We start from the raw sequence: 17,984 nt of genomic DNA, 5'->3' as shown, positions 1-17,984 counted from the left end.
GGGTTGATGCCCTTGGGGCTTTATTCCGTTCGCCTCTTGTTCTAGATCGAGAGGATGCTGCAGCGCTCTCCCGATTCTGTTTTGGCCGATCCCATTTTGGCCGATCCCTGTGTCGATTCGCCGGGATCGCCAATGTGTGCCGGCGACGTGTGTCGTGGGACGGTGCGTATGCTGTTGCGGCACGACCTGGTCGCGATGGCGGAGGTGCCGCTCGACGGTGGTCGGCGTGCTGACCTGATGGCGATCGATTCGCGCGGTCAGATCATCATCGTCGAGGTCAAAGTATCGCGCGCCGACTTGCTCGGCGACGGCAAATGGACCGATTATCTCGGCTGTTGCGACCGCTTCTACTGGGCGATTCCCGCGGGCTTCGACGCTACGCTGCTTGATGGCGAGGCCTTTCTGCCCGAACGCACCGGAATCATCATCGCCGATCGTTACGATGCGGAGATCGTGCGCGAGGCGCATACCGATCCCCTGCCCGCCGCCACGCGCAAACGCTGCACCCTGGCATTTGCGCGGCGCGCAGGTCGGCGCCTGATCGGCGTGATCGACCCCGAGGCGGGGGCGATGCTCTGACGCGAGATAGCGGCGCGTGAATTCACCAAGGTTATCGGCTCGACCCAAAACACCCCGGGCGGCAAAGGATTTTAGAGACCCGGAAGGTCCAGCCCCATTGTGCGGGCGCAATCGATCGCGTCGTCATAACCGGCATCGGCATGGCGCATCACGCCGGTCGCCGGGTCGTTCCACAACACGCGCTCCAGCCGCACCGCTGCTTCGGGCGTGCCGTCGGCGACGATGACCATGCCGGCATGTTGCGAATATCCCATGCCGACCCCGCCGCCGTGATGCAGCGACACCCAAGTCGCACCGCTCGCGGCGTTGAGAAGCGCGTTGAGCAACGGCCAATCCGACACCGCGTCGGACCCATCGCGCATCGCTTCGGTTTCGCGGTTGGGGCTGGCGACCGAACCTGAATCGAGATGATCGCGGCCAATCACGATCGGCGCCTTCAGTTCGCCCGATGCAACCATCTCATTGAAGGCAAGGCCGAGCCGGTGGCGATCGCCCAGCCCGACCCAACAGATCCGCGCCGGTAGCCCTTGGAAGTGTATCCGCTCGCGCGCCATGTCGAGCCAGCGATGGAGGTGCGTGTTGTCGGGCAATAGCTCCTTCACCTTGGCATCGGTCTTGTAGATATCTTCGGGGTCGCCCGATAGCGCGACCCAGCGGAATGGCCCGACACCCCGGCAGAAGAGCGGGCGGATATAGGCCGGGACGAAGCCGGGAAAGGCGAAGGCATCGGTCACGCCCTCGTCGAGCGCGACCTGGCGGATATTATTGCCATAATCGACCACCGGCACGCCGACTTTCCAGAAATCGAGCATCGCGCGGACATGGACCGCCATCGATGCCTTGGCGGCGCGCGCCACCGCGCCGGGATCGCTCTCGCGTTCCGCCATCCAGCGTTCCAGCGTCCAGCCCTGCGGCAGATAACCGTTGATCGGATCATGCGCCGAGGTTTGGTCGGTGACGAGGTCGGGGCGAACGCCACGCCGCGCGAGTTCCGGATAGATATCCGCCGCATTGCCGAGCAGCCCGACCGAGATCGGCGATTTGGCGGTGGTGACGATCTCCAGCGCCTCGTCCAGGCTGTCGGTCATGCGATCGAGATAGCCGGTCTGCAACCGCATCTCGATCCGGCTCGGCTGGCATTCGACCGCAAGGCACGACGCGCCCGCCATGGTCGCGGCGAGCGTCTGCGCGCCGCCCATGCCGCCGAGCCCCGCGGTCAGGACCCAGCGACCCGACAGGTTGCCGCCATAATGCTGGCGGCCCGCTTCGACGAACGTTTCGTAGGTGCCCTGCACGATCCCCTGGCTGCCGATATAGATCCAGCTGCCCGCGGTCATCTGGCCGTACATCATCAGTCCGGCGCGATCGAGTTCGTGGAAATGCTCCCATGTCGCCCATTTTGGCACCAGGTTCGAATTGGCGATCAGCACGCGTGGTGCGTCACGGTGAGTGCGAAACACACCGACCGGCTTGCCCGACTGGACGAGCAATGTTTCCTCGTCGCCGAGTCGGCGCAGCGCCTCGATGATCCGGTCGAAACTCTCCCAATCACGCGCGGCGCGGCCGATGCCGCCATAAACGACCAGCTCCTGCGGATTCTCCGCCACTTGGGGGTCGAGATTGTTCATTAGCATGCGCAATGGCGCCTCGGTCAGCCAGCTTTTCGCGCTGAGCTCGGGGCCGGTCGGAGCGACGATATGACGCTGATTGTCGAGGCGGGTCATGCGGGGCCTTTCGCGAAAGTCAGGACGGCGGTGAGGACATTGGTGAGGTCGGCGCGCAAGGGAGCGGCGCGATCGGGCGCCCAGGCCGGTGGCCAGTTGGACTCGTCGGGTTCACCTGTCGGCTCATCGAGATAGGCGCGCATCGCAATCTCCATCTGGATCGCATGCACGCCGTCGGCCGGGCGGCCATAATGACGCGTGGTCCAGCCGCCCCGGAAACGCCCATTGAGCACATGCGACCGCTCGCCACAGGCCGCGACCACCGCGTCGCTCAGCGCGGAATCGCAGGTGACGCCATTGTCGGTACCGATATTCAGTTCGGGCAGCTTGCCGTCGAACAGGCGTGGAATAACGCTGCGGATCGAATGACAATCATAGACCACGACGCGGGGATGCAGCGCGCGCAATCGCGCGATCTCCGCTTCGATCGCTTCGTGATAGGGGGTGAAGTAGGATGCGCGGCTCGCTTCGATGTCGGGTGTCTCGCCGTCGCGATAAAGCGCTTCGCCATCGAATGTCTCGATCGGACAAAGACCGGTGGTCGCATGGCCGGGATAAAGCGACCCGCCCGATGGCGGGCGATTACAGTCGATCACGCTGCGCGAGATGTCGGTGCGGATCGTCGTCGCTTCGGCCAGCCCGTCATAAAGCGCCGCGATATGCCAATCCGCGTCGCGGATCGCCCACCATGGCGAACGAAATTGTCCGATCAGGTCGTTGGGGATCAAATTGCCGCCATGAGGAAAGGCCAGGATCAGCGGCGTATCGCGCCGCTCGACATGGAGCCAGTTCATGGCGCGAGGCCCGGCAAAGCCGTAACCGCATCGAGCAACGCCGGCGAGCGGAGCAGCGCAGCGGCCGCCTCTATATCGGGCGCCATGTGGCGATCTTCTTCCAGCGTCGGCACTTGCGCGCGAAGCAGGTCGCGAACCGCCTCGATCGGCGGGCTCGACGCCAGCGGCGCATGGAAATCGCAACCCTGCGCACCGGCAAGCAGCTCGATCGCCAGCACCATATCGACATTCGCCGCCATCTCGCCCAACCGCCGTGCACCATGCGCCGCCATCGACACATGGTCCTCCTGATTGGCCGAGGTCGGGATCGAATCGACGCTCGCCGGATAAGCGCGCTGCTTGTTCTCCGATACCAGGGCCGCCGCAGTCACTTGCGGGATCATGAAACCGGAGTTGAGGCCGGGGTGCGGCGTCAGGAAGGCGGGCAGGCCCGACAAGGCTGGATCGACCAGCATGGCAATGCGCCGCTCAGCCAGACTGCCGATCTCACACAAGGCCAGCGCGATCATATCGGCGGCAAAGGCGACCGGCTCGGCGTGGAAATTACCCCCGGATAAAGCCTCGTCCTGGGCCTCGCCGGTTCCCACGAAGATCAGCGGATTGTCCGACACACCATTCGCCTCGACGATCAGCGTGTCGGCCGCCTGGCGCAACAGGGTCAGGATCGCGCCCATCACCTGCGGTTGGCAGCGCAGGCAATAGGGATCCTGTACGCGGAGATCGTCTTCGCGATGTGACGCGCGGATCGCCGACCCCGCCATCAGGTCACGCAATGCATCGGCAGTCTCGATCTGGCCGGCATGGCCGCGCAGCGTATGGATACGATGGTCGAACGGCGTATCCGAACCCTTCGCCGCTTCGGTCGAGAGCACTCCCGTGACCAGCGCGGTGCAATAAAGGCGTTCCGCCTCGAATACGCCGGCGAGCGCATAGGCGGTCGAAAATTGCGTGCCGTTCAGCAGCGCAAGCCCTTCTTTTGGCCCCAGTGCCAGCGGTGCTAGGCCGGCTGCGGCAAGCGCTTCGGCGGCGGACATACGCTTTTCGCCAACGAAAATCTCGCCGACGCCGATCATCGCTGCAGCCATATGGGCAAGCGGGGCAAGATCGCCCGATGCGCCGACCGATCCCTGGGCCGGGATCACCGGGACCAGGTCATGGGCCAGCATCGCTTCGAGCAGTTCCACCGTCGCCGGCGCCACGCCCGATGCGCCGCGCGCCAGGCTAGCGAGTTTCAGCGCGATCATCAGCCGGGCTATGGGCACCGGCATCGGCGCACCGACACCGGCGGCGTGGCTCAGTACGATGTTGCGCTGCAAAGTGGCGAGGTCCGACGCCTCGATGCGCACGCTGGCGAGTTTTCCAAAGCCGGTGTTGATCCCATAAACCGGTTCGCCCCGGGCGAGGATGCGTTCGACCGCAGCGGCGCTGTCGGCAATTCCGCTGCGACTGGCGGGATCGAGGGTTGGATTCGCACCGAGATAAAGCGCGCGCCAGTCGGCATAGGGTACGACACCCGGAGTTATCAGCATCGGCCGTCCTTCACGCGCATAAACAAGGGGTTGAAGCCGATCCGGTAGACCAGCTCGGCCAGATCGGAGATGTCCCACACCGCCAGGTCGCAGGCTTTGCCCGCCTCGAGCGTGCCGATCTGTGCGGACAGCCCGAGCGCACCGGCGGCATTGACGGTGACGCCGCGCAGCGCCTCCGTCACGGTCAGGCGGAACATTGTCGATGCCATATTCAGCATCAGCAACAGCGACGTCGTGGGCGAAGTACCCGGGTTGCAGTCGGTGGCGATCGCGATCGGGACAAGGTGCGCGCGAAACATGTCGATCGGCGGCAGCTTGGTCTCGCGCATGAAATAATAAGCGCCGGGCAACAGTACCGCGACCGTCCCCGCCGCCGCCATCGCGCGGACGTCGCTGTCCTCGGCGTATTCGAGATGGTCGGCGGACAGCGCGCCATGGCTGGCGGCGAGGCTGGCGCCGTGCAGCGCGGACAGTTGCTCGGCATGCAACTTGACCTGGAGCCCGGCCGCGCGAGCGGCGGCAAGCACTCGCCCGGATTGCTCGATCGAAAAGCCGATGCCCTCGCAAAAAGCATCGACCGCATCGGCAAGGCCGACCGAAGCCGGAATCATCGCGTCGCACACCAGGTCGATATAATCGTCCGCCCGCCCGGCATATTCCGGTGGCAGCGCATGCGCGCCGAGCAAGGTCGCCGACACCCTGACCGCGCGCTCGTCGCCCAGCGTATGTGCGGCGCGCAGCATCTTCAATTCATCGTCGAGAGTCATACCGTAACCCGATTTGACCTCGATCGTGGTGACACCTTCGGCAAGCAGCGCATCGAGCCGGGGCAAGGCAATCTCGACCAGCTCGGCTTCGCTCGCGGCGCGGGTCGCGCGCATCGTCGACAGGATGCCGCCGCCAGCGCGCGCAATTTCCTCATAAGACGCACCTTCCAGCCGCATCGCCCATTCGCCGGCACGGTCGCCAGCATGGATGAGATGTGTATGACAATCGATCAGACCGGGGGTGATCCAGCGTCCGGCGCAGTCGATCACTTCCGCCGCGCCCTGCGGCCCGTCGGCGCGCGGCCCCGCATAGGCGATCCGGCCCTGCTCGCACCCGACCATGCCGTCTTCGATCACGCCTAGACCATCGCCGGTCATCGTCGCCAGTCGGGCATTGATCCAGAGTCGCTCCATGACCCCATCCTTGCCCGCCACATTTATTATGTCTAGACATAATAATCAGGAGGCCGCGATGCATCATCTTTGGTTCGAGCATGTATTGCTGCCGCAGGGCTGGGCCGATCGAGTCCGCATCGGCATCGTCGCTGGACATATCACCACGATCGAGACCAGCACCGATGCGCTGGCCGCGGACGACTGCCATGGCACTGGGGTGCCAGGCCTGTGCAACGTGCACAGCCATGGTTTCCAACGCGGCATGGCCGGGCTGTCGGAGCGGCGCGGCCGGCCTGATGACGATTTCTGGAGTTGGCGAGAGGTGATGTATCGCTTCCTCGACCGCCTTGGTCCCGATGATATCGCGGCGATCACCGCACAGGCTTATGTCGAGATGCTCGAATCGGGTTTCACCCGGGTCGGCGAATTCCATTATTTGCACAATGAAGTCGACGGCGGCCGTTATGCCGATCCGGCAGAGACCGCCGGCGCAATCGTGGCGGCGGCCGGCATCAGCGGGATCGGGCTGACCTTGTTGCCGGTGTTCTACGCGCATGGCGATTTCGGCGGCGCCAAAGCGGTATCCGGACAGCGGCGCTTCCTGTCCGATATCGACGGCTTCGCACGGCTGGTCGAGCAAAGCCGGGCGAAGCTGTCGGGCGACATGATTTTAGGAATCGCGCCGCATTCATTGCGCGCCGTCACGCCCGAGGAGATGGAGGCGCTCGTCGGGCTTGCCGGCCAGGGGCCAATTCATATCCATGCGGCGGAACAGGTGCGCGAGGTCGAAGCGTGTCTGGCGTGGAGCGGCGCGGGGCCGGTCGAATGGCTGCTCGACAACCAGCCGGTCGATCGGCGCTGGTGCCTGATCCACGCCACTCATCTGACCGATACCGAATGCGACCGGCTTGCCGCCAGCGGTGCCGTCGCCGGCCTGTGTCCGGTGACCGAAGCCAATCTCGGCGACGGCATATTTCCCGCGCTGCGTTATCTCGCCGCTGGCGGCCGTTTCGGCGTGGGTACCGATTCGAACATTCTTGTCGATGCCGCGAGCGAACTCCGCGCGGTCGAATATTCGCAGCGCCTGTCGCATCGCCGTCGGGCGCTGATCGCCGATGATGCCCAACCCTCGGTCGGCCAGCGTCTGTTCGGCGCGGCGCAATCGGGCGGGGCCCAGGCGCTGGGGGTCGATGCAGGGCTGTGCGTCGGCGGTTCGGCCGATATCGTGTCATTCGATATGGACCACCCTGCCTTGTTCGGCGCCACGACCGAGACCCTGCTCGACCGTTGGATCTTTGCCGCACGGCACGGCGCGATCGAGACGGTTTGGCGTGGCGGACGGAAATGCGTCGAGGCGGGCCGGCATGTTGCGGCCGGCGCGGTGGCCGCGCGTTATCGCCAAACCGTGGCAGGTCTTTTGGCGTGACTGTCGCCGAGCGTATTCGCACCGATATCGAGGCGCGGATTCACTCGGGCGCGTGGCGTCCGGGTGATCGGATCCCGTTCGAACACGAGCTTGTCGTGACCTATGGCTGCTCGCGTGCGACGGTTGGCAAGGCGCTGGGCGCGCTCGCTCGAACTGGCCTGATCGAGCGGCGGCGCAAGGCAGGCTCCTTCGTTGCACATCCGCAGGTCCATTCGGCCGTGCTTGCGGTGCCTGATCTGGCGCAGATCATCGCAGCGCGTGGCGAGGAGTATCGCTGGCAGCGCATTGTGTATCGTGACGTGAACAATGGTGAGGGCGGCGAGATCCCGCTGCCTGCATTGCTGATTGAGGGTGTGCATTTCAGCGGCGGCGAACCGTTCGCACTCGAACGCCGGCTCATCGCACTCGGCACCGTCCCCGAAGCGGCCACTCAGAACTTTGTCGATGAGGCGCCCGGCGCCTGGCTGCTTGCGCACATACCCTGGACTGCCGCGCGCCATCGTATCCGCGCAGTGGAGGCGATGCCGGTGGAGGCGCGCGCGCTGGCATTGCGGCCCCGTGCGGCCTGTCTCGAACTCGAACGGATGACCTGGCAGGCCGGCGAGCCGGTCACTCATGTGCGCCAGCTGTTTCGCGGCGATCGTTTCGACCTGGTAGCCGAGTTCCGGCCGGGCGACGGTTAAAGCTTGGGTCCCGAAACGCCCTTGCGCGTCTTTTTCGGGGTTTCATCGATCAGCTTGGCCATCACCGTCGAGCGTTTGTCGTCATGCGCATAGTCGCGCGCCGACATGCCGGCCAGCAGGTCGGGCTGATCGGGATCGGCCCCCGCGGCGAGCAATGTGCGGGCAAGGCCAAGATCGCGACGCTGCACGGCGCGAATCAATGGCGTTTCGCCACGCGAATTGCCCAGATTCACATCTGCCTTGGCCTCGATCAGGATATCGACCAATCCGGACTGGCCGCCATTTACTGCGAGCAGCATCGCTGTATTGCCCTCGCCGTCGCGCAGGTTCGGGTCGGCATTCTGTTGCAGCAGGAAGCGCAGATAGACCGAATCGCCACGCTTGACGACAATGTGCAAGGCGCCTTCCCTGGTACCGATATCGCGCGTGTTGATGATCCGACTGCCCGGCTTGTTGAGCATTTCAAGCACCTCGGTGCCCTTGCCGCCACGCACCGCCTCGAGGAACTTGTAGCTCTCCGATTGCTGCTGCGCCTGGGCGATTCCGGTGGTCATGAGGAGCGCGGCAGTGGCCAGCGCGATCTGCTTCAAACGAACGGTCATTATCTCGTGCCGGCCCCTAAAATCATCTTCGTGATCATGTGTGCACCGCACGACGAACAATCAACCCAACTTGCGTGTGCCGCCTTAACAGATCATGGCTGACCGTGCCATGAAACTGATCGCCCGTACGCTTGCCATGCTTCTCATCTCGGCGCTGCCCGCTGCCTGTTCGGGCCCATCGGTGCCGGCGCGTGCGCCGCTCGAGGGCGCAGCGATCGGCGGCCCGTTCACGCTGACCGATCAGGATGGCCGGCAGGTCAGCGATACCGCGTTCAAGGGCAAATACCGCATCGTCTATTTCGGCTATACTTTCTGTCCCGACGTCTGCCCGGTCGATGTGCAGAATCTTGGCGCCGCCTTGCGTCTATTGGAAAAGAGCGACCCCGCTTTAGGCGCGAAGGTCGTCCCGATCTTCATCTCGGTCGATCCCGAGCGCGATACGCCCGAAGTGCTCAAGCAATTCGTGTCCGCTTTCCATCCGCGCATGGTCGGCCTGACCGGCAGCGCGGACGCCATCGCCAAGGTCGCGAAGGCGTTTGCGATCTACTACAAGAAAGGTGATCCAGCGCCCGGCGGTGGTTATCTGATGGATCATTCGCGCGTTGCCTATCTGATGGATCCCGATGGAAAGCCGCTCGCGCTCCTGCCGCAGGAAGGGAGGCCTGAGGCGATCGCGGTCGAACTCAAGCGCTGGGTCAAGTGAGCCTGGTCGAATGAGTGGGGCATTCTGGGAAGATACGCCGCTCGACAAGCTCGATCGCGGCCAATGGGAAGCGTTGTGCGACGGCTGCGGCAAATGCTGCATCCACAAGCTCGAGGATGAGGAAACCGGCGAGCTGATCCCGACCAATGTCGCGTGTCGTTTGCTCGACCGCGCCACCGCGCAATGCTCGAACTATCGCCACCGTCACGCATTCGTCAGCGAATGCGTCCGGCTGACGCGCGACAATGTGCATGAGATCGACTGGCTGCCCGATACCTGCGCCTATCGCTTGCGTCGCGACAACGAACCTTTGCCACGCTGGCATTATCTCGTGTGTGGCGATCGCGATGCGGTCCACCGTGCCGGCGAGTCGGTACGCGGCTGGACCATCTCAGAGGTCGATGCCGGTGAGTTGGAGCACCATATCGTCGATCGGCGGTTGTGACGGAAACGGTTGAAGTCGTCCGCAACGCGCGCGCGCGGCGCGCCAAGCTTTCGGTCGATCCGGCGAGCGGCCGGGTACGGCTGACCTTGCCGCCGCGCGCACCGTTGAAAGCGGCGCTGCGCTGGGCCGAGGAACAGCGCGGCTGGGTCGAGGCACAACGCGCGAAACTGCCGCAGGCGCGGCCCTTCGCGCCCGGCGCCGAGATACCGTTCGACGATCAAATCCTGACGATCGACTGGCATGAGCTCCTGCCGCGCCGTGTCGCGCGCGTTGGACCATTGCTTCGCTGCGGCGGGCCGCTCGACGCCTTGTCGCGGCGGGTCGAGACCTGGCTGAAACGCGAGGCGCTCCGAGTGCTTAGCGCGGAAACCGCCGAATTCGCCGCACGCGCCGACGTGACAGTGACCCGTGTATCGATCGGTGATCCCCGCGCACGTTGGGGCAGTTGCGCATCGACCGGCGTGATCCGCTACAGCTGGCGGCTCATCCTGATGCCGTCCTCCGTGCGTCGCTCGACCGTCGCGCATGAGGTCGCGCATCGTGTCCACATGAATCACGGCCCTGAATTCCACACGCTCGCCAACGCTTTGACCGAAGGTGACCCGGCCGCATCACGTTCCTGGCTGCGGGCCAACGGCGCGGCGCTTCACTGGTTCGGGCGGGTTTCCTGAGGCCGTTCGCGCGGCGTTTCCGGCGGCAGCGCGGCGGCGGGCCGGTTGGGTACCGAATTGGGTCGCGGCGGCGGTGGCTGGTTGCGATCAAGAACCTTGTCGATCCAGTCCTGATCAAGCCTTTCCGGCGGTCGGGGATTGGTGTCGCTCGTCGGTGGCACCGGCTGTCCATCGACATCGACCTGCGGATCGTCGACGGACGGCTCGACCGCTGCGCCCGGTTCGATCGGATTGCCGTCCTGATCGACGAACAGGCTGTTGTCCGCCTCGCCGAAATAGGATTCCTCATCGGGCTCGAGCTGCCATTCGGGCAGCGTGACCTGGGTATCGAATTGCTCGACCGGGCGATTGGCCACCGCCACCTTCATGAAGCCGGCAAAGGCGCGTGCCGGCGCGGTGCCGCCCTGCAGGCCGGGCACGACCTTGGCGTCGTCGCGGCCCATCCACACACCCGTGGTGAGCCCGCTCGAAAAACCGACGAACCAGCCATCCTTGTTCGATGATGTCGTGCCGGTCTTGCCCGCAACCGGACGACCGATTTGTGCCGCTTTGCCGGTGCCGGTGTTGACCGCGGTCTGCAGCAGGTCGGTCATCTGCGCGGCGACATAGGGCGCAACCAGTACCTGGCTGCGATCGACTTCCTGCGCGTAGATCGTCACGCCCTGCGCGGTGACCTTGGTGATGCCATAGGGCGTCACCGCGACGCCTTTGTTGGCGACGCTGGCAAAGGCCCGGGTCATGTCGATCAGGCGGACATCGGAGGTACCGAGCACCATCGCCGGATGGGTGTCGACCGGGGTGGAGATACCGAACCGGCGCGCCATGTCGGCGATCGTGCCGAAGCCGACCTCAAGCCCGAGCTTCGCCGCGATCGTATTGACCGAATAGGCAAAGGCGGTGCGCAGGGTCATCGCGCCTCGATTCGCGCCCGACGAGTTGCGCGGGCTCCAGCCTTTGATCGTGACCGGTTCGTCGACCATTGTGTCTTCGGGCTTGTGGCCGGCCTCGAGCGCGGCGAGATAGACGAACAGCTTGAACGCCGATCCTGGCTGACGCACCGCTTGAGTTGCCCGGTTATAGTTGGACGAGACATAGTCCGTGCCGCCAACCATCGCCCGCACCGCGCCGTCACGATCGATCGATACCAGCGCCCCTTGCGCATTCTTCGGCGCATTGGCGCGGACCGAGGTGTCGGCCGCGCGCTGCATGCCGAGATCGAGCGTGGTCCACACTTCGAGCGGCCGGGTCGTTTCGTCGATCAGCACTTCGAGCTGGGGCAGTGCCCAGTCGGTGAAATAGCGCACGCTGTTCTGTTTGGGCTCGGGCGCGAGCTTGACCGACGAAGGATTGGCCTGCGCGGCCTCCGCGGCACTGAGCTTGCCGGTTTCCTGCATCAGCTTGATCACCACACCGGCGCGGCCAATCGCCGCTTCTGCGTCGGCGGTCGGGGAATAGCGCGATGGCGCCTTGACCAGACCCGCAACCACCGCCGCTTCGTTCAGGTTCAGCGTATCGGCGCCATGCCCGAAGAACCGGCGCGACGCGGCGTCGATGCCGTAAGCGCCGCCGCCGAAATAGACCTTGTTGAGATAGAGCTCGAGGATTTGGTCCTTGGTAAACTTGCGTTCGATCGCCAGTGCCAGGATAGCCTCGCGAATCTTGCGGCCGAAATCATATTTGTTCGACAGGAAAATGGTCCGTGCGACCTGCTGCGTGATCGTCGATGCGCCCTGCAGTCGCTTGTCGGTGCCGCGATTGTTGAAGGCGAGCTTGACCGCGCGTAGTACGCCGATCGGATCGACGCCGGGATGCGAGCGGAAGCGGCGATCCTCGACCGAGACCATTGCGTCGCGCATCACCGCCGGGATCTTCTCGTACGGCAGCCATTCACCATAGCTCGGCCCGAGCGACACGATAACCGTGCCATCGGCGGCGTGGACGCGGATCATCTGCCCGTTGGGCGAGGATTTCAACTCATCGTAACTCGGCAGCTGCGCTCGCGCGACATAGACCGCGATGACAAGGGCGATCAGCCCAAGAAGAGCGAGCACGCCGAACACCTGCAACGTGCGGACGAGCCGGCGACGCCATGGTCTGGACGATTTGGGCTTTGATGAGGTGACCATGAAGCTGCCGGAGATTACGCGCTAATCCCGTGGCTCACAAGCGGCCACGAGAATTAGCTTAGTCCTTCCATGCCCAGTAAAGCTGCGCCGGCGGCAGATTCCACCATTCCATCGCGTGCTCGACGCGCGGAATATAGGGTGCGATGAAATCATAGCATTTGGGCGAATATTGATAGACCAGGAAGGCGCCACCGGGACGGAGCACATCGGCGGTCGCGGCGCCGATCGCATCGCCCACGCCGGTCGGCAGGGTCGAGAAAGGCAAGCCCGACAGGACAAAATCGGCCTGCTCGAAACCATGATCGGCGATGATTTGGCGCACATCGGCGGCCGAGCCGTTGACTACGGTAAACCGCGGGTCGGTGATTTCGTGGCGCAGATAGCGGACGAAATCGGGATTGGTGTCGATCGCGATATATCTTGCATCGGGACCAAGTTTTTCGAGCACCGACGCGCAGAAGGTGCCGACGCCGGGGCCATATTCAACGAACAATTTGGTGTTCTGCCAATCGACTCGGGAGAGCACTTTGCGCACCAGCTTGCCGGACGAGGGGAAGATTGCCCCCACCATAACCGGATGCTTGATAAAGCCTTTCAGGAACATCCCCATGGGCGAGGGGACGCCTGCGGCGCGAAGGCGCCGGCGGCGTTGAGCGGCGGTGGATGCTGGCATCATGGTCCTGTTCGTAAGGGAAATAGACGTTTCGGTTTCACCCGTCGCAAACTTGTAACGAACATTCAAGCGATCGGGTTGCTTCTCGCCTGCTGCCGGGGTTGCGCGACCTCGCGATTCGCCTAAGCGAGGCACATGCGCGACGACCGGACGGATATGATGAAAAGGCTGGCGACCCGCCGGCTCGTCCATCGTGCAAATCTGTTTTTGCGCCGCCCAGGCCTGAGGCGATGAAGCCCGCGACTCCGGTCAATCGCGACTTCATCCTGCTGTTCCTCGTCATGCTGACGATCGCGGCGGGCAATACCGCACTGCAATCCGTGCTGCCCGCGCTCGGCCGCTCTCTGAAGGTGCCGGACAGCGCGGTCGCCGCCGCATTCTCCGTATCGGCATTGCTGTGGGTGGTGTCCGCCCCCTTTTGGGCGAATCGGTCCGATCGCCACGGGCGACGCGCGATGATCCTGCTTGGTGTCGGCGGCTTCACCATTTCGCTGCTGTTGTGCGGAATCGTACTGACGGCGGGGATCAACGGCTGGATCGGTGGCACGGCGGCGTTCCTGACCTTCATCCTCGGCCGGCTTATCTATGGCAGCTTCGGCTCGGCGGCGCCGCCGGCGGTGCAGGCGCTGGTCGCCGGGCGCACGACGCGCGAGGAGCGCACTCGTGCGTTGACCCTGCTCGGATCGGCCTTCGGGCTCGGCACGATCCTCGGGCCGGCGATTGCGCCCTATCTGACGCTCGGCCATGTCGGCGGGATCGAGATCGGGCTCGCCGGCCCGGCTTATTTCGGCGCTGCATTTGGTGCGTGCATCTTCCTCGCTGTACGCCGCATGTTGCCCAACGACCTGATCGCGGAGCCCGGCACGCCCAATTCCGAGGCTCGGGGGGCGGCAAACGCCTATCCCTCGATTGGCGGGCAGGCGAGCGGCGCGAGCGTCACCGCTGCCACGCACAGCCACGATCAGGGCGTCGGTTACGCCGATCCGCGCATCCGCGCCTGGATGATCATGGGCTTGGTAATGGGTCATGCTCAGGCGATGACCGGTCAGGCGATCGGTTTCCTGGTGATCGACCGGCTGAATGTCGCGCCGATCGATGCGTTGCAGCCGACCGGCATGGTGCTGATGATGGGCGCGGGGTCGTCCCTGCTGGTGCAATGGGGCCTGATCCCGCTGCTCAATCTGACGCCGCGCCGGCTGGTGCTCGCCGGGCTGGTGGTTGCGGCGATCGGCACCGCGATGACCGGAATCGCCACCTCGCTCTACGGCATCGCGCTTGCCTATGCGATCGCCTCGGCCGGGTTTGGTTTCATCCGCCCCGGTTTCACCGCCGGATCGTCGCTCGCGGTCGGGCCGGAATCACAGGGATCAGTGGCGGGCAAGGTCACCTCGGTCAACGGCGCATCGTTTGTGCTTGGCCCGTCGATCGGGGTCGGCCTGTACGAGGCGCAACATTCGCTGCCATATCTGACCGCGAGCGCCGGGCTGCTGATCCTGATCCTTTATGCCTGGAAGAGCCTGAAGAGCCCTGCATTGGAGGATCTGCTCGATTAGTCGGGCACAGTTAGCGCATTGCGCTGCGCACCGATCGACGCTCCAAGGGCGTAAATGGCAAGCGCGGCCCAGATCAGCACAAATGCGCCGATCTGTGCCGCATGAAGTTTCTCGCCATAAACGAACACCGCCAATATCAGCTGGAGCGTCGGCGCGATATATTGCAGCAGCCCCAGATCGCTATAGCGCACGCGCTTCGCCGCCGCAGCGAATAGCAGCAGCGGCAGTGCGGTGAGGACGCCGGTGGCGACGAGTAGCGGCACACCCGGACCATCGGCGGTCAGCACCGTGCCGGCGAGCAGGAGCCAGGCCAGCGCCGACGGTGTGAGGATCGCGGTTTCAATCAGCAGGCCGTCGATCGCGTCTACCGGTGTGATCTTGCGGATCAGGCCGTAGAATCCGAACGAGAACGCGAGCGTCAGCGGGATGAACGGTATCCCGCCTTGCCAGATGGCGAGAAAAAGCACTGCTGCGGTGGCGATCATCACCGCGATCGCTTCGATCCGGCCGAGCCGTTCGCGCAGGATCACTACGCCGAGCACGACATTGACCAGCGGGTTAATGAAATAGCCGAGACTGGCGTCGGCGACATGGCCGCCATTCACCGCCACGATGTAGCAGAGCCAGTTGATACCAATCAGCGTCGCCGACCCAGCGAGTGCGAGTAACAGGCGCGGCGTCCGAATGGTCCTGAACAGCGCTGGTCCATGGCGCAACGCTGCCGCCAGCACGACCAGCAACAGTAATGACCAGAGGACGCGATATGCCAGGATATCCGGCGCCGGCAGCGGCTTGAGCAGCTTCAGGAATGCGGGCAGCAATCCCCAGATCGTAAAGGCGGCGACGCCCAATAGGATTCCGGGATTGATCTTCCTGTTGCCCGCCACCGTCTCCGCCTGATGTGGTTCCAACAAGTCGATCAATCAATTCCCTTCGGGCCACGAGGCCGCAACTGACCGGGCGAGATGAAACCGATCGGCTGCAATGCCGACGCGTCCTGCTTCAACCGCGATGCCATCTGCTCATAATCGCGCTCCATCTCGGGGGTGACCGAGGCGCGAGATTCGTCAAGCGCTTCCTCGAAATGCGCCATCGTCACTTCGGCAACGCTGAGCGACTGGCGTAGTGCAACGAGGCCGGCGCGGCGCACCAGATCCTCGAGATCGGCCCCGGTGAAACGGTCGGTCCGCTCGGCCAGCGAATCGAGATCGACATTGCTGGCGAGCGGCATCTTGCCGGTCTGGATAGCCAGGATGCGCCGGCGCCCGTCCTTGTCGGGTACACCGACATAGATCAGCTCGTCGAACCGGCCCGGGCGGAGCAGCGCCGGGTCGATCAGATTGGGCCGGTTGGTCGCGCCGATCACTACGACCGATTGCAGTTCCTCCAGCCCGTCCATCTCTGCCAGGATGGTATTGACCACCCGTTCGGTGACCTGCGGCTCGCCCATCCCGCCGCCGCGTGCGGGTACCAGCGAATCGAGCTCGTCGAAGAAGATCACGCATGGCGCAACCTGGCGCGCGCGGCTGAACAGCTTGGTGATCTGCTGTTCGCTCTCGCCATACCATTTGCTCAGCAGGTCGGACGATTTGGTGGCGATGAAGTTCGCCTCCGCCTCGCGCGCGACCGCCTTGGCAAGCAGGGTCTTGCCGGTGCCGGGCGGCCCGTAGAGCAGAAAGCCCTTGGCCGGGCGGATGCCGAGACGACGGAACGCATCGGGGTCCTTGAGCGGCAGCTCGACCCCTTCCTTCAGGCGCATCTGTGCCTTGTCGAGCCCGCCGACATCCTCCCAGCGTACGCGCGGCGCCTCGACCATTACCTCGCGCATCGCGCTTGGCTGGACGCGTTTGAGCGCATCGAGGAAATCCTCGCGCGTGACGGCAAGCGTATCGAGTACCTCAGGCGGAATCGTGCCTTCAGCCAGGTTGAGCCGGGGCATGATCTTGCGCACCGCCTCAATGGCGGCTTCGCGCGCGAGCGCGGCGAGATCAGCGCCGACAAAGCCGTAAGTGGTACGCGCAAGTTCGCCGAGATCGACCTTGTCGCCGAGTGGCATGCCGCGCGTGTGGATGCCGAGGATCTCGCGGCGACCCCGCTCGTCGGGCACGCCGACGACGATCTCGCGGTCGAACCGGCCGGGCCGGCGCAAAGCCTCGTCGATCGCCTCGGGACGGTTGGTCGCGGCAATCACCACGACATTGGTGCGCGCCTCGAGTCCGTCCATTAGCGTCAGCAGCTGCGCGACCAGGCGCTTTTCCGCCTCGCCTGACACCTGGCCGCGCTTTGGCGCGATCGAATCGATCTCGTCGATGAACACGATAGAGGGCGACGCCTTGGCCGCTTCCTCGAACACCTGGCGCAGCTTGCTTTCCGATTCGCCATACGCCGATCCCATGATCTCGGGGCCGTTGATCAGGAAGAATTCGGCAGCGCTTTCATTGGCGACGGCGCGTGCGAGCCGCGTCTTACCGGTACCGGGCGGCCCATGCAGCAACACGCCCTTGGGCGGATCGACGCCGAGCCGCTGGAACAGTTCGGGATAGCGCAGTGGCAATTCGACCATTTCGCGCAACTGGTCGATCGTCGGACCCATGCCGCCGATATCGTCATAGGTGACATCCGCACGGCGCGCTTCCTTGGGTTCCTCATATTCAGGGCGCAGCTCGATCTCGGTATTCTCATCGACATGCACGACGCCCTTGGGAGTGGTCGCAATCACCGAGAGGCGGATTTCCTGCAGCGCATAAGCGGGCGCACGGAGGAATTGCTGCACGCCGGGCGGCATATTGTCGACGCGTTGCTGGCCGGCGGTCGCGACGACGTCACCCTGGCACAGCGGTCGGCCGAAAAAGGTGCGCTTCAGCGCGTTGGATGACCCCTGCAGTCGCAGATTCTGCTGTGCCGGTGCGAAGACGACACGCGTCGCCGCCTTGGATTCGACCTTGCGCACCTCGACGAAATCGCCCGCGCCCGCGCCTGCGTTAGCGCGCTGCAGGCCGTCGATGCGGATGATCTCCAGCCCTTCATCCTCCTGATACGGCGCAACGGCGCGCGCCGGAGTAGTCGACTTCCCGACAATCTCGATCACATCGCCCTCGGCTAGGCCGAGCGCCGCCATCAGCGCGCGCGGAATATGCGCGAGCCCGCGCCCGCTGTCTTCCGGTCGCGCATTGGCGACCTGCAATTTGTGGACCGGTGATTCGCTATCGGTCATGAGACTCCCCTCGCCAGACTTGGCTGTTCAGCGCGTGAGATAGGGAGCGGGTTCCGGCAATACGAGAGTGGGAGGATGGTTGGGTCCAGTCTGAGACGC

Annotated in this window: 16 protein-coding genes; 7 read left to right on the top strand and 9 right to left on the bottom strand. The window is 64.4% G+C overall.

Features of this window, described 5'->3' with window-relative positions; genetic code table 11:
* Positions 1 to 132: 132 nt before the first annotated feature.
* Positions 133 to 579 (top strand): MmcB family DNA repair protein, encoded by a 447-nt coding sequence (locus ACVWZA_RS00910; RefSeq protein WP_457310037.1) that lies wholly within the window; start codon positions 133 to 135, stop codon positions 577 to 579.
* 71 nt (positions 580 to 650) lie between these two features.
* Here ACVWZA_RS00910 and hutU read toward each other — a convergent pair whose 3' ends face one another.
* Genes hutU through hutI form a run of 4 tightly spaced genes read right to left on the bottom strand, consistent with a single transcriptional unit; the run spans position 651 to position 5,807 of the window.
* Positions 651 to 2,303, bottom strand: a complete 1,653-nt coding sequence (gene hutU / locus ACVWZA_RS00905; RefSeq protein ID WP_457309273.1) for a urocanate hydratase — start codon at positions 2,301 to 2,303, stop codon at positions 651 to 653.
* Positions 2,300 to 3,097, bottom strand: a complete 798-nt coding sequence (gene hutG, locus ACVWZA_RS00900) for an N-formylglutamate deformylase (protein WP_457309272.1) — start codon at positions 3,095 to 3,097, stop codon at positions 2,300 to 2,302. The genes hutU and hutG overlap by 4 nt, the downstream gene beginning before the upstream one ends.
* The gene (hutH, locus tag ACVWZA_RS00895) at positions 3,094 to 4,626 is read right to left on the bottom strand and encodes a histidine ammonia-lyase (protein WP_457309271.1); all 1,533 of its coding nucleotides are present in this window, start codon (positions 4,624 to 4,626) and stop codon (positions 3,094 to 3,096) included. The genes hutG and hutH overlap by 4 nt, the downstream gene beginning before the upstream one ends.
* Positions 4,620 to 5,807, bottom strand: a complete 1,188-nt coding sequence (gene hutI / locus ACVWZA_RS00890; RefSeq protein WP_457309270.1) for an imidazolonepropionase — start codon at positions 5,805 to 5,807, stop codon at positions 4,620 to 4,622. The genes hutH and hutI overlap by 7 nt, the downstream gene beginning before the upstream one ends.
* Positions 5,808 to 5,865: 58 nt before the next feature.
* On the opposite strand from hutI, the gene ACVWZA_RS00885 reads away from it, so the two are divergent.
* Together ACVWZA_RS00885 and ACVWZA_RS00880 are read left to right on the top strand one after the other, a co-directional pair.
* A complete protein-coding gene (locus tag ACVWZA_RS00885) occupies positions 5,866 to 7,215 on the top strand; it encodes a formimidoylglutamate deiminase (RefSeq protein WP_457309269.1) in 1,350 nt (449 codons plus the stop codon).
* On the top strand, positions 7,212 to 7,898 hold the full coding sequence (locus ACVWZA_RS00880) for a UTRA domain-containing protein (protein ID WP_457309268.1): 687 nt from the start codon (positions 7,212 to 7,214) through the stop codon (positions 7,896 to 7,898). The genes ACVWZA_RS00885 and ACVWZA_RS00880 overlap by 4 nt, the downstream gene beginning before the upstream one ends.
* Here the strand turns inward: ACVWZA_RS00880 and ACVWZA_RS00875 are convergent.
* Positions 7,895 to 8,500: an ankyrin repeat domain-containing protein gene (locus ACVWZA_RS00875; RefSeq protein ID WP_457309267.1), complete on the bottom strand. Its 606-nt coding sequence runs from the start codon at positions 8,498 to 8,500 to the stop codon at positions 7,895 to 7,897. The two genes, ACVWZA_RS00880 and ACVWZA_RS00875, sit on opposite strands and share 4 nt — an antisense overlap.
* Positions 8,501 to 8,609: 109 nt before the next feature.
* On the opposite strand from ACVWZA_RS00875, the gene ACVWZA_RS00870 reads away from it, so the two are divergent.
* Genes ACVWZA_RS00870 through ACVWZA_RS00860 form a run of 3 tightly spaced genes read left to right on the top strand, consistent with a single transcriptional unit; the run spans position 8,610 to position 10,319 of the window.
* Positions 8,610 to 9,203, top strand: a complete 594-nt coding sequence (locus ACVWZA_RS00870; RefSeq protein WP_457309266.1) for an SCO family protein — start codon at positions 8,610 to 8,612, stop codon at positions 9,201 to 9,203.
* Positions 9,204 to 9,213: 10 nt separating this feature from the next.
* Positions 9,214 to 9,648 carry a YcgN family cysteine cluster protein gene (locus tag ACVWZA_RS00865; RefSeq protein ID WP_457309265.1) on the top strand — a complete coding sequence of 145 codons (435 nt, stop codon included), beginning with the start codon at positions 9,214 to 9,216 and terminating at the stop codon, positions 9,646 to 9,648.
* Entirely contained in the window at positions 9,645 to 10,319 is a 675-nt protein-coding gene (locus ACVWZA_RS00860) for a M48 family metallopeptidase (RefSeq protein WP_457309264.1), read from the top strand. The genes ACVWZA_RS00865 and ACVWZA_RS00860 overlap by 4 nt, the downstream gene beginning before the upstream one ends.
* On the opposite strand, the gene ACVWZA_RS00855 is transcribed toward ACVWZA_RS00860, so the two are convergent.
* Both ACVWZA_RS00855 and ACVWZA_RS00850 read right to left on the bottom strand, forming a co-directional pair.
* Positions 10,295 to 12,445, bottom strand: coding sequence for a transglycosylase domain-containing protein (locus ACVWZA_RS00855; RefSeq protein ID WP_457309263.1), 2,151 nt, complete (start codon positions 12,443 to 12,445; stop codon positions 10,295 to 10,297). The two genes, ACVWZA_RS00860 and ACVWZA_RS00855, sit on opposite strands and share 25 nt — an antisense overlap.
* 58 nt (positions 12,446 to 12,503) lie before the next feature.
* On the bottom strand, positions 12,504 to 13,118 hold the full coding sequence (locus tag ACVWZA_RS00850; RefSeq protein ID WP_457310036.1) for a class I SAM-dependent methyltransferase: 615 nt from the start codon (positions 13,116 to 13,118) through the stop codon (positions 12,504 to 12,506).
* 230 nt (positions 13,119 to 13,348) lie between these two features.
* On the opposite strand from ACVWZA_RS00850, the gene ACVWZA_RS00845 reads away from it, so the two are divergent.
* The gene (locus ACVWZA_RS00845; protein ID WP_457309262.1) at positions 13,349 to 14,671 is read left to right on the top strand and encodes an MFS transporter; all 1,323 of its coding nucleotides are present in this window, start codon (positions 13,349 to 13,351) and stop codon (positions 14,669 to 14,671) included.
* Here the strand turns inward: ACVWZA_RS00845 and rarD are convergent.
* Both rarD and ACVWZA_RS00835 read right to left on the bottom strand, forming a co-directional pair.
* Positions 14,668 to 15,594, bottom strand: coding sequence for an EamA family transporter RarD (gene rarD / locus ACVWZA_RS00840; protein ID WP_457309261.1), 927 nt, complete (start codon positions 15,592 to 15,594; stop codon positions 14,668 to 14,670). The genes ACVWZA_RS00845 and rarD overlap by 4 nt on opposite strands.
* Complete coding sequence (locus ACVWZA_RS00835; protein ID WP_457309260.1) at positions 15,591 to 17,885, bottom strand: CDC48 family AAA ATPase; 2,295 nt, start codon at positions 17,883 to 17,885, stop codon at positions 15,591 to 15,593. Before ACVWZA_RS00835 ends, rarD begins: the two co-directional genes overlap by 4 nt.
* Between the last annotated feature and the right edge of the window lie 99 nt (positions 17,886 to 17,984).

The organism is Sphingomonas sp. UYAg733, from assembly GCF_054057355.1.
The sequence above is the reverse complement of the archived record's forward strand: the minus strand, read 5'-3'. Positions and strand labels throughout refer to the sequence as shown.

Coding starts and splice junctions, on each gene's coding strand:
- ACVWZA_RS00885 (WP_457309269.1), top strand. CDS start 5,866: ATGCATCATCTTTGGTTCGAGCATGTATTGCTGCCGCAGGGCTGGGCC.
- ACVWZA_RS00865 (WP_457309265.1), top strand. CDS start 9,214: ATGAGTGGGGCATTCTGGGAAGATACGCCGCTCGACAAGCTCGATCGC.
- ACVWZA_RS00835 (WP_457309260.1), bottom strand. CDS start 17,885: ATGACCGATAGCGAATCACCGGTCCACAAATTGCAGGTCGCCAATGCG.
- ACVWZA_RS00875 (WP_457309267.1), bottom strand. CDS start 8,500: ATGACCGTTCGTTTGAAGCAGATCGCGCTGGCCACTGCCGCGCTCCTC.
- hutI (WP_457309270.1), bottom strand. CDS start 5,807: ATGGAGCGACTCTGGATCAATGCCCGACTGGCGACGATGACCGGCGAT.
- ACVWZA_RS00910 (WP_457310037.1), top strand. CDS start 133: ATGTGTGCCGGCGACGTGTGTCGTGGGACGGTGCGTATGCTGTTGCGG.
- ACVWZA_RS00850 (WP_457310036.1), bottom strand. CDS start 13,118: ATGCCAGCATCCACCGCCGCTCAACGCCGCCGGCGCCTTCGCGCCGCA.
- hutG (WP_457309272.1), bottom strand. CDS start 3,097: ATGAACTGGCTCCATGTCGAGCGGCGCGATACGCCGCTGATCCTGGCC.
- ACVWZA_RS00855 (WP_457309263.1), bottom strand. CDS start 12,445: ATGGTCACCTCATCAAAGCCCAAATCGTCCAGACCATGGCGTCGCCGG.
- hutU (WP_457309273.1), bottom strand. CDS start 2,303: ATGACCCGCCTCGACAATCAGCGTCATATCGTCGCTCCGACCGGCCCC.
- hutH (WP_457309271.1), bottom strand. CDS start 4,626: ATGCTGATAACTCCGGGTGTCGTACCCTATGCCGACTGGCGCGCGCTT.
- ACVWZA_RS00870 (WP_457309266.1), top strand. CDS start 8,610: ATGAAACTGATCGCCCGTACGCTTGCCATGCTTCTCATCTCGGCGCTG.
- ACVWZA_RS00845 (WP_457309262.1), top strand. CDS start 13,349: ATGAAGCCCGCGACTCCGGTCAATCGCGACTTCATCCTGCTGTTCCTC.